Genomic DNA, 11,056 nt, shown 5'->3' with positions numbered 1-11,056 from the left:
GTGATGATTTTTGTCGCTCTATGAAATGCTTGGAGGCGAGCAAGTACTCACCTCTTTGATTCATTCGTTCTATCATCAAGTCTACCATGATTCCTTATTGCGTCCGTTATTCCCTGATGATCGACACCGTGTCGAACAGGCACAATTCGCCTTCTTGACCCAAATGACAGGAGGTCCACGCGATCCGAATCAACTGCCGACGAGTTTAGCGATGATTCACCGGCTATTGCCGATTCAAAAAGAGCATGCCATCCGTTGGTTGGAACTGATGGAAATAGCTTCTCTTGATACGATTCCAAATGAAGAAGCGCGACTCCAACTCCTCGAGCGATTACGGATTGGCGCAACGAATGTCTTACGTGTTTGCGAAGCACACCAGATGGACTGAGGGATTTTTCTTTCTCATCTGTCCATTTCCATGTAAAATAATAAATGGAGGCGATATAACATGACGGAAGAACAAGAACAACGACCGGAACTCGTAAAGAATGCGATTGAGCAAGCAGAAGCATCGACGAACGAGGACGATACACTCGAAGAAGAACAAACCGAACAACAAAAAAAATTGGACCATATCAAAGGTCTCGTCACCCTTGAACGCGGTTCTGATTACTACCGTGTCGTTTTTTATGACGATCATAAACACTTGATTTTCAAGGAACTCGATTACGACCGTGTCGACTTTGTAGGTCGGTTCTACAATGATAGCTTTGATCCGACGAACTTGACGGAACTAGAAGAAATCGCAGACAAAGCACTTTCGACTTCTTTACGGAAACGATTCCTTTAAGACATAAAAGAAGCCGTCCTCCCAACTGGAGAACGGCTTCTTTTTTATTGATCGGATTGTTTTTTCTTCCGACGAAGGACATAGGCAAGAACGCCACCTGCGACAGCGATTCCTGTTGCCGCCAAGATTGGAAGTAAGACTTTTTTATTAGATGCTAGTTTTTGTTTGACTTGTTCAAGTCGCGATTCATTCGTCTCTTTTAAGGCGATCGATGTTCGACGATTCATCGTGACATGCTTCGCAGCATCCGTCACAACGATTCGTTTCGTAACCCAACGGCGATTTCCGGCATCATCGACGACTAGTTGTCGCGCGCGTTTGATTCCTTTGATTCGTTTACCCGGTGTATTTTCCGGACGTACGATGCGAGAACTGATAAAGCGTCTGCCACCTGTCGCACCAAATCCAGGCTGCAATTTTCGGCGATTTAACCATTCATATGATTCATTCATCGTGTCGCGGTAAAAGTTACCGCTTCACCTCCCTATGATTTCTCTCTCTACTTCTTTCTCCTTACATAAGTAAGATTCCTGTTATGTGTTTCCACTTTTCATCGATTCTTAAACTCCGGCAATTGGAAGCGCCGTTGCATTTCATACGCCAGTTCCAACGTTTTGATTCGTTGCCGTTCGATGCTGTATGCGGATGCGTCCGTATCAATACATTGACCTGTCTGAAACTCTACCTGTACTTTTCCAGACTTTTTTTGAACAGTCTTCATTTGCTTGAAATTGATCCAAATGCATTCCGCCTTTTCTTTTGCGGTCGTCGGAAAAAATATCGTTTGTGCCTGCCAATCTACTAAAACAGGTGTCTTTCGGTTCGGACCAAGAATATGTCGCGCTGCTTCAATCCGTCCACGCATCGATGAACCAAAATATAAACAGGATTCTTCAATCAACTTAATTGGATGACCCTCTAAAATACTTTCCGAATGCTCCTTGATGACAAGTGTCTGTGGTTCACCATATTGACCATATCGTGGAATCAAAGCTAACGTTTCTTCCGTAACTGGGTATGACATCTCCTTCACTCCCTTTCTGAATTATATTGGTTATATCAAACTTCCTTCTACTCTGCATGAGTATACCGATTATTTCCTAACGAAAAAAACGAGATCCTAGGATCCCGTTTTTAAAATTCTTCTGGCTTTTTTTCCTCTTGTTCAATAAAGTGACGTGGGAAATTAAAAATCACACAAACTTTCCCGACTCCATTTCCCGCAGGGCGATTCTCAATTGCTACCGTACCATCATGACGCTCAACGATCCTTTTGACAATGTAAAGACCAAGCCCAAACTTCCCTTCTTTGCCCCGTGAAAATTGATGAAACAAGGGCGAAGAGTCATCAAGTGGCGGTCCATCATTTTCAATTTCGATATGAACCTGATCCGCTGTCCCAGACAGTCGGATGTCAATTTGTGTTTCAGCATAACGAATCGCGTTGTCCATGACGTTTTCGAGTGCAACTCGTAATTGTTCCCCTTCACCAAGGACGATTCCCGCTTCTCCACTAACATGCCATTCGAGTGACTTCGTTCCAGAAAAACGATTTTTCAGCAGGTGTATCATCCGATCGATATCGACATTATCCCACGTCGAACGATCGAGCTCGAAATAGTCGAGCTTCGTGACGTAAAGAAGAGCCGCCACTTTTTTCTCTAATCGTTCCGCTTCCTCATCAATGACCGATACGGAGCCGGTTAAATCACCATCTGGATAGATCCCATCTGAAATGGACTGAGCATAACTTCGAATGACCATGATTGGCGTCTTCAAATCATGTGAAATATTTTGAAGCAACGATTTTTGTGCCTTATCCTGCTTTTCAAGATCCATCCGCATCGCATCGACGGACCGTGCCAGTCGACCGATTTCATCCCCACGATCGAGCGGAAGTGGTGTATCCCACTTTTGAGCCGCGATTTTCCCGACTGCTCTTTCGATTTCGACGAGCGGATGTGTCAGACGACGCGCCAACCAGAAGGCAATGAATAACGTAAAGATACTACCGATGATGACGACGAAGCCGATTTTTGAAAACAGTTGTGTAATCAGTTCTTGTCGATAAGCATCCCAGACGTAAGAGACACGATAGTAGGTTTCACCGCTCTCTTCCATTTTACGAATACTATAATAAACGTCTTCTTTATCAAGACGCGTCGTATACTTTGCCGTAACTGTTTTTTGATCAATTGCATCACGGTACATCTGATTGATCAGTTGTTGCGGTGCCCCACCGTAATAAAGTTTTCCGTTCTTAGATAGCAATAGGATATTAACTGATCGAGATTCTTGTTTTCGACGATCGAATTCAATCGGATTATCTTGTAGCATCTCGATGACAGAGGCATCCTTCGAGAAGAAGACCTCACTATTCTCAAGCGTCGAATAGACCTGTTCATCGATGAAATTTCCGATCGATGAGCGGATGACAAGGAGAATGACTGCAGATAATGTGACGATGACGAGCAGAAACATCGCCCAAATCTGAAATCCGAGACTGCGATTTTTCATGCAGACACCAAGCGATAGCCAATACCATAGATCGTTTCGAGTTCCAGTTTCGATAATTTTTTACGGACACGACGGACAAGATCATCGACGACGCGGTCCGAACCGAAATAATCGTCACCCCAGACACTGACGAGAATCTGCTCGCGAGACATCGGCGTCCCGATTTGTGTCGCAAATAAAATCAGTAGATCATACTCTTTTGAGGTTAGATCAATTTCTTGACCGTTCTCCTCGATGATTCGTTTCTCAGGATAAATCATATAATCGCCGTATTGAATGACTCCACTTTTCGGTGTCGCATACGTACGTGCTAAGATTTTTTTGACACGAATGACCAGTTCGCGCGGAAGGAACGGCTTCGCAATATAATCGTCCGATCCCATCTCAAGACCAATGATCTTATCGATATCCTCATCACGCGCCGAAATGAAAATGACGGGTGTCGTTTCATCATGCGCCTTGATTCGCTTAATCAATTGAAAACCATCCATATCCGGTAGCATGATATCTAAAATCCACAAATCTGGCTTCTCTACGATCGCAGAAGCAGCTGCCTCACCAGATGTAAACGATTTAACCTGCCAACCTTCTTGTTCCAAGTACTTTACGAGTACACGATTCAAGTTCACTTCATCATCAACCAAATAGATTGTATGCATGGCTCTCACTCCTCGACTAATGTGCTTTGTTTCAGTGTATCAAAGGAATTCCGCAAAATTATGGGAGAGTGGATAATAATTCAAAAAAACCTTTCTTTTCAAAAGAAAAGAAAGGCGAAGTCATAAATTTTCTATTATTTGACGAGACGGAGCGCTGGATACGCTACTTGCTCGTTCTTTGAAGTCGCAGGTGCCACCTGTTGACGTCGTTCCATTTTCACGACGTGCGTCAAAAATCCAACGCCGCCTCCTAGCAATACTGTTACACCCGTCATTAATAGAATCTCCATTTTCTTCGCCACCTTTTCCATCGCAATTGATAATCAGTATCATCCTCAAACTGACTATAGCATGCTTAAACGAAAATGAGAAGCGTTCTCACAAAATTAATCATCTAAAAACTTTTTTTGTTCTAGTTCATGACGTTTTCGAATGATCTCCTTCCAATCGAATTGTCCTTGTTCGAGTCCATTGATTAAAATTTCGGCAGTTCCGACATTCGTTGCGAGCGGCAGATCGTACACATCGCATAATCGAATGAGTGCGGAGACGTCCGGTTCATGCGGTTGCGCCGTTAGCGGATCGCGTAAAAAAATCACGATATCGATCTTTCCTTGCGCCACGAGGGCTCCGATTTCTTGATCACCGCCGAGTGGTCCAGATTTACAGCGATGAACATGTAAATCTGTCGCTTCCATGATCCGTTGCCCGGTCGTTCCTGTCGCATACAATGTATTTTTCTTGAAGAACGCAGCATAAGCTCGTGTAAACCCCATCATCTCATCTTTTTTTTCATCATGTGCGATCAATGCGATATTCATTCGTATCCCCTCCTTCTTGTCTATGCACAGAAAAAGAACTTCAGAAACCTGAAGTTCTTGAAACACTCATGAATTCGTCGGTTGCTTCTTCAACACGGTCCGTAAAATCTTTCCGGTCGTATTACGAGGTAATCGATCGATGAACTCAATCTGTGTCGGACATTTGTATTTCGCGAGTGATGTGCCACAGAATGTCCGCGCCTCCTCTTCTGTCATCGTCTCACGGACAACGACGAATGCTTTGACAGCTTCGCCCATCTCCTCGTCCGGTATGCCGATAACAGCGGCTTCAATGATATTTGGATGCTGATAGAGCACTTCTTCGACCTCACGTGGGTAGACGTTATAGCCACCAACGATGATCATATCTTTTTTGCGATCGACGATATAGAAATAACCATCTTCATCACGACGAGCCAAATCACCCGTATATAACCAGCCATCGCGTAACGTCGCTTGCGACTCTTCTGGCATCTTGTAATAACCCGTCATGACGTTTGGTCCACGAACAATCAATTCTCCGACCTGACCATCTGGTAATTCCTGTCCGAGTTCATCGACAACTTTGTTTTCAACATCGACGATCGATGTACCGATCGAGCCTGGTTTCTGAACACCATCGACCGGATTGAAACAAGTGACGGGCGATGCTTCCGATAAACCGTATCCTTCGAGGATATGACACTGGAATGTCTGATCAAACGCTTCAAGGAGTGGTACTGGAAGACTCGCTCCTCCTGAGACGAATAGACGGGTTGACTCAAAATAGGTCGCGTATTCCGGATGTGCCTTCACGGTTTGCAGTAAGAAATTATACATCGTTGGCACGCCTGCAAAAATCGTCACCTGTTCTTTTTTCGCTAACTCAAACGTCTCTTGTGGTGAAAACCGTGAAGCAATGATGATTGAGGCTCCATGTGCGAGCGAAGCATTGATGACGACTGTCAAACAAAAGACATGGAACATTGGTAATACGGCAAGTGTCCGGTCTTTACTTGATACGTGTAGATAATCTCCGATTGAGCGCGCATTTGACGTCAGATTACGATGCGATAACATCGCACCTTTTGGTTTTCCTGTCGTCCCACTTGTATAGAGAATGACGGCGATGTCATCCAGTTCATTCGTCACGTCTGTCAATGGATGTTCGATTTCGAGCCAGCGATCGAGCGTGATGAACGTAACTTGTTGATGTGTTTCGTTTGGTCCTTCCTGATCCGCATAGGGAACAGAGACGACAATCTTGAGGTTCGGTAAATGAACAAGACGATCTTTTGCAGCTTCGACAAGCGGAGCAATGCCTAAAATCCCTTTCACATCACCGTTCATCAGGATATACCCGATTTCATCCGGCGTGTATGTAGGATTGATTGGAATTGCAATAGCTCCTTGTTTCATGATGGCATAGTACGCGACTAGGAAGGATGGACTGTTCCCTAAGATAAGCGCAACATGATCGCCCTTTCGAATTCCATTTGCTTCAAGCGCGCCGGCTGCCCGGTGAAACTTCTCGACGAACTCACGATAGCTGACTTGCGTGTCCTCAAACACATACGCCGTTGTGTCCGGATGTGTTCGAGCTGTCTCCTCAACGGATTGAATCAATCCAATCATGAGCAAAATTCCCCTTTCGAATGAATGAATATTCATTTTTTACGTAAAAAAAATCCATACGTAGTCAAAAGCGACCGTATGAATAGTGTAACACTTTTTGGAAACGTTTTCACCGAGTTTCTTTTTAACCGTTAACGATGACACCACCATTTAAGTGAAGGACCTGTCCTGTCATATAACTTGAATCGTTACAGGCGAGGAAGACATAAGCAGATGCCATCTCGGCCGGTTGCCCTGGGCGATCCATAGGTGTATTCTTACCGAACGTCTTGACTGATTCATCCGGGAACGTCTCCGTGATGAGTGGTGTCCAAATCGGACCAGGCGCGACGGCGTTGACACGAATTCCCTCTTTTGCCAGATTCATTGAAAGACTCCGCGTGAAGCTAACGATTGCTCCTTTAGTAGCGGAGTAGTCGATCAATAATGCGTTCCCCTCGTATGCTGTCGAAGATGTTGTATTGATGATGGCAGAACCAAGTGAAAGGTGCGGTAGTGCGGCACGGGCAAGACGCATCATTCCGAAGATATTTGTCTTGAACGTCTTCTCCATCGACTCATCCGTGATATCCTTCAGACTATCTTCTGGTTTTTGCATACTTGCATTGTTGACGACGATATCTAAGCGACCGAAATGGTCGATCGTTTTTTGAACAAGTGTTTCACAGTAGTCTGCGTCCCCAATATCTCCTTTAGAAAGTAGGACTTCGCCTCCTAATTCTTCAAGACGCGCCTTCGTTTCTTCTGCTCCCTCTTGATCGCCATAGAAAGCAATGACGACCTTTGCCCCTTCACGGACATAAGCAATCGAGACAGCACGACCAATTCCAGAATTGCCGCCTGTGACGATTGCGACCTTTCCTTCAAGCTTACCTGCTGCCTTATAATCATCACGCTCATAATAAGGTAACGGTTGTTCGTCCTCCGTCTTCGGTAATTGTTTTGAAATCTGTTCAAAATCGATAAAGTCCGTCAACGAACCTTCTAAAAAGTTATCTTTATTATAGCCCATGAAAAAAACTCCCCCTATGCTGTTGATAGAAGGAGTTTTCCCATAAAGACTTACGCTAAAACGTCTAGCACCTCATCAAGTTCGACGGCGCCGAAATATTTTTTCAATTCGTACCGACCGAGCACTTCGCGAAGAGACGCGCGATCATAACGTGTACCTTCAAGCGCCCGTGCGATTTCTTCCGCGTCCTCGACGCCAAAGAAGTCACCGTAAATCTTCGCTTCTTCAATGATGCCTTTTTTGACATTCAATCGGAAGTCAATCGTTCCGATCGGGAAACGTTTTTTTTGAATGACATCGAATTTCGGCGATTTCCCGAAATTCCACTCCCAGTTGCCATAACGTTCTGCCGAGATGGCACGTACTTTATCCCAGTCTTCTTCAGATAAGATATACCGTTCAATCTCTTTCCCTTCATAGATCGAGGCAAGGAGATGATCGACGAATTGTTCCATCGTCAACGGTTCTGTCAGGAATTCCGAGATGTTCGCGACACGGCTCCGAACCGATTTAATGCCTTTGGAACGCATCTTCTCTTCACTGACGACAAGCGCATTGACGACTTCTTCGATGTTCGAATCGAGCATCAGCGTACCATGACTAAACATCCGTCCTTTTGTCGTGAACTGGGCATTCCCGCTGATTTTCCGGCTTCCGACATGAATATCGTTTCGTCCAGATAATTCCGCTTCGACACCGAGTTTATGCAGCGCTTGCACGACCGGCTCCGTGAACTTTTTATAGTTGTTGAACGAATCACCGTCATCTTTTGTCAAGAAACTGAAGTTCAAGTTTCCTTCATCATGATAAACAGCGCCACCGCCGGAAAGACGACGGACGACGTGGATGCCGTTTTCCTCGACATACTTCAAATTAACTTCTTCATTCGTGTTCTGGTTTTTTCCGACGATGATGGATGGACCGTTGATATAAAACAAGAAATAGTCTTCTTCATTGACGTTCAGGTTGTTCAAGATGAATTCTTCGACAGCGAGATTGATTCGCGCATCGCGAATCTCAGGATGGAAGATGAATTTCATAAGGGTTTCGTGCTCCTTTGTGATGGAATCATAATGTGATCAGTTACAGCCGTCGACACCACACGCATCACCTTCAGCGATGATTTCAAGTGTTTGTTCTTGGCGGATCTTCGTGAAGACTTGTTCGAACGCTTCTACTGGTTGTGCGCCAGAAATGGCATATTTTCGATCAAAGACGAAGAACGGTACACCACGAACACCAAGTTGTTGTGCCATCGCCTCTTCTTCTCGAACATCCGTCGCTAATTCATCTGATGCGAGAAATGCTTTAACGTCTGCTTCAGCAAGTCCTGCTTCTACTGCGATCCGCGTCAGAATGGTTGGGTCATTCAAGTCTTCTCCATCCATGAAATAAGCTGTGAACAAAGCTTCCGATACTGCATTCATTTTACCATGTTTCTTAGCGAATTGAGTCAGGCGATGAGCCTCGAATGTATTCGCCGGAATGACACGATCCATCTCGTAGTGCAAGCCTTCTTGACGTGCCGTATCGACGACACCTTGCGACATATTCCGTGCTTGCTCAAGAGTCGTTCCGTATTTCGAAGCAAGAATGTCGTACAATCCTTTCGTCGGCACTGCTGGTGCATCTGGGTCAAGTTCAAAACTTTTGAATTCGACCTCGACCTCTAACTTTTCATTCGCAATTGCTTGTTCTAAACGACGCTTCCCAATATAACAAAACGGACATGCATAATCCGACCATACTTCTACTTTCATCTGTGTTCTCTCCTTTTGTGCGATATCATACATTAAGCATAGTCGCCTCTAGACAGAGTTGCAATCTTTCCGCCCGAGTCGATTCGAATACGTGCGAAAAAAAGAACCAAGATCGTTTTGATCTTGGTTCTTTAGTGCGTTCATCGCTTATTCTGTTACAAGCGCGTGTGCTGCATCTTCGATCTCGATATCGAGTTCTTTCGTGTAGGCAGCTGTTTGTTCTGCAGTCCAGTTCAAGACAGATTTCATCTCTTCGATGACTGCGTCTTTGTGAGCACGAGCCCAAGCGATGTCGAAGAAGACAGCGCCTGTACGACGGATGAAGAAGTCGATTGGACGAGCGACCATTTCATGTTCGATACCATAGTGAAGTTGTGCGTAGACAGAACGTGGAAGATCTGTCGTAGCAGCATCATATGCTGCTGCATATTCAAGTACTTTCGGTAAGTTCGAACCGTAGCGTTTTGCTAGGAATTGAACTTCTTCTGTCGTTAGACCATTCGTTGCTGTTTGAGCTTTTAGGAATTCAGCAAATCCTTTTGCTCCGCCGACGTGTCCACCAGACATTGGCATGTTTTTCGTCGAGCAACGTGCATACGCAACATTTTCTTCTTTTTTCAAGAGTTTTGCAACGAGATCAACGACGTGCTCGCCCATTTTGCGGTATCCAGTCAATTTCCCACCCGCAATCGTGATGAGACCTGATTCAGATTGCCACACTTCGTCTTTACGAGAAATTTCAGAAGGATCTTTTCCTTCTTCATAGATCAATGGACGTACACCCGCCCAGCTTGATTCCACGTCTTCCGCTGTCACTTTAACATCCGGGAACATATAGTGAATCGCGTCTAAGACGTAGTCTTGGTCTTCGACTGTGAACTTCGGATGTGCTGTATCTTTATCGAAGAACGTATCTGTCGTACCAACGTATGCTTTTCCATCACGTGGAATCGCGAAGATCATTCGACCGTCTGGCGTATCGAAGTAGACCGCTTGTTTGAGTGGGAATTTCGATTGATCGATGACAACGTGGACACCTTTTGTCAAACGAAGTTGTTTCCCGACTTTCGAGCCATCTTTTTCACGTAATTCATCAACCCATGGACCTGTCGCGTTGACGACTTTTTTCGCACGGATTTCATGCACGTCACCTGTCAAGAGGTCTGTCACACGCATCCCGACGACTTTTCCAGCATCGTAGATGATTTCTTCTGCTTTTGTATAGTTGACGACACGTGCGCCATGTTCGACTGCTTCTTTCATGACTTCAATCGTTAGACGAGCGTCATCTGTGCGGTACTCGACGTAGTAACCGCCACCTTTAAGACCTTGTTGTTTAACGAGTGGTTCTTTTGCTAATGTTTCTTTTGCAGATAACATCGTACGCCATTCAGAACGTTTAACACCTGCTAAGAAGTCATAGACACGAAGACCGATTGACGTACTGAACGGTCCGAATGTACCGCCCTTATGCATCGGAAGTAACATCCACTCTGGTGTCGTAACGTGTGGGCCGTTTTCGTAAACAATCGCACGTTCTTTACCGACTTCAGCGACCATTTGAACTTCGAATTGTTTTAAATAACGTAGACCACCATGGACTAATTTCGTTGAACGACTAGATGTACCAGATGCGAAATCCTGCATTTCGACGAGGCCAATCTTCATACCGCGTGACGCCGCATCGAGGGCGATTCCCGCACCTGTGATCCCGCCACCTACGACAAGTAGATCGAGTTCTTCACGTGTTAATCGATTATAGACATCTGCACGGTTTTTGCTTGAGAATGGTTGGTTAGCCATGAATAGTTCCTCCTGTTTAGGTTCGAAAAAAAGAGACCACAACAAACACGCTGACTAGGTCAACTGTTGCTGTGGTCTCT

The 11,056-nt window shown here is 45.0% G+C and carries 13 protein-coding genes; 2 read left to right on the top strand and 11 right to left on the bottom strand.

Going from position 1 to position 11,056, the window contains the following annotated elements:
• The first annotated feature begins 10 nt into the window (after positions 1 to 10).
• Both ACN9MT_RS03875 and ACN9MT_RS03870 read left to right on the top strand, forming a co-directional pair.
• Complete coding sequence (locus ACN9MT_RS03875; protein WP_426272805.1) at positions 11 to 388, top strand: truncated hemoglobin; 378 nt, start codon at positions 11 to 13, stop codon at positions 386 to 388.
• A 60-nt stretch (positions 389 to 448) separates the two neighbouring features.
• The gene (locus ACN9MT_RS03870; protein WP_426272804.1) at positions 449 to 790 is read left to right on the top strand and encodes a hypothetical protein; all 342 of its coding nucleotides are present in this window, start codon (positions 449 to 451) and stop codon (positions 788 to 790) included.
• 44 nt (positions 791 to 834) lie between these two features.
• Here the strand turns inward: ACN9MT_RS03870 and ACN9MT_RS03865 are convergent, their stop codons facing one another.
• The 11 genes from ACN9MT_RS03865 to ACN9MT_RS03815 all read right to left on the bottom strand — a co-directional run bounded on the left by ACN9MT_RS03865 (position 835) and on the right by ACN9MT_RS03815 (position 10,976).
• Positions 835 to 1,242 (bottom strand): hypothetical protein, encoded by a 408-nt coding sequence (locus tag ACN9MT_RS03865; RefSeq protein WP_023467385.1) that lies wholly within the window; start codon positions 1,240 to 1,242, stop codon positions 835 to 837.
• Positions 1,243 to 1,340: 98 nt separating this feature from the next.
• Entirely contained in the window at positions 1,341 to 1,814 is a 474-nt protein-coding gene (locus tag ACN9MT_RS03860; protein ID WP_035409368.1) for a competence protein ComK, read from the bottom strand.
• A 110-nt stretch (positions 1,815 to 1,924) separates the two neighbouring features.
• On the bottom strand, positions 1,925 to 3,307 hold the full coding sequence (locus ACN9MT_RS03855; protein ID WP_035409370.1) for a sensor histidine kinase: 1,383 nt from the start codon (positions 3,305 to 3,307) through the stop codon (positions 1,925 to 1,927).
• Positions 3,304 to 3,966, bottom strand: coding sequence for a response regulator transcription factor (locus tag ACN9MT_RS03850; protein WP_023467381.1), 663 nt, complete (start codon positions 3,964 to 3,966; stop codon positions 3,304 to 3,306). Before ACN9MT_RS03850 ends, ACN9MT_RS03855 begins: the two co-directional genes overlap by 4 nt.
• A gap of 134 nt (positions 3,967 to 4,100) precedes the next feature.
• On the bottom strand, positions 4,101 to 4,256 hold the full coding sequence (locus tag ACN9MT_RS03845) for a hypothetical protein (protein ID WP_197026224.1): 156 nt from the start codon (positions 4,254 to 4,256) through the stop codon (positions 4,101 to 4,103).
• Between the two features lie 96 nt (positions 4,257 to 4,352).
• Positions 4,353 to 4,787, bottom strand: coding sequence for a methylglyoxal synthase (mgsA, locus tag ACN9MT_RS03840; protein WP_029340960.1), 435 nt, complete (start codon positions 4,785 to 4,787; stop codon positions 4,353 to 4,355).
• A gap of 66 nt (positions 4,788 to 4,853) precedes the next feature.
• On the bottom strand, positions 4,854 to 6,401 hold the full coding sequence (locus ACN9MT_RS03835) for a fatty acid--CoA ligase family protein (protein ID WP_426272803.1): 1,548 nt from the start codon (positions 6,399 to 6,401) through the stop codon (positions 4,854 to 4,856).
• A gap of 124 nt (positions 6,402 to 6,525) precedes the next feature.
• On the bottom strand, positions 6,526 to 7,413 hold the full coding sequence (locus ACN9MT_RS03830; RefSeq protein ID WP_035409372.1) for a glucose 1-dehydrogenase: 888 nt from the start codon (positions 7,411 to 7,413) through the stop codon (positions 6,526 to 6,528).
• A 50-nt stretch (positions 7,414 to 7,463) separates the two neighbouring features.
• Entirely contained in the window at positions 7,464 to 8,453 is a 990-nt protein-coding gene (locus ACN9MT_RS03825) for a lipoate--protein ligase (RefSeq protein WP_426272802.1), read from the bottom strand.
• A 39-nt stretch (positions 8,454 to 8,492) separates the two neighbouring features.
• Positions 8,493 to 9,173, bottom strand: coding sequence for a DsbA family oxidoreductase (locus ACN9MT_RS03820; protein ID WP_426272801.1), 681 nt, complete (start codon positions 9,171 to 9,173; stop codon positions 8,493 to 8,495).
• A 147-nt stretch (positions 9,174 to 9,320) separates the two neighbouring features.
• On the bottom strand, positions 9,321 to 10,976 hold the full coding sequence (locus ACN9MT_RS03815) for a glycerol-3-phosphate dehydrogenase/oxidase (RefSeq protein ID WP_426272800.1): 1,656 nt from the start codon (positions 10,974 to 10,976) through the stop codon (positions 9,321 to 9,323).
• Positions 10,977 to 11,056 lie beyond the last annotated feature (80 nt).

The sequence above is a fragment of the Exiguobacterium sp. R-17 genome, assembly GCF_049913315.1.
Classification (GTDB): Bacteria; Bacillota; Bacilli; order Exiguobacteriales; family Exiguobacteriaceae; genus Exiguobacterium_A.
This window is presented reverse-complemented; position numbering and strand designations above follow the sequence as displayed.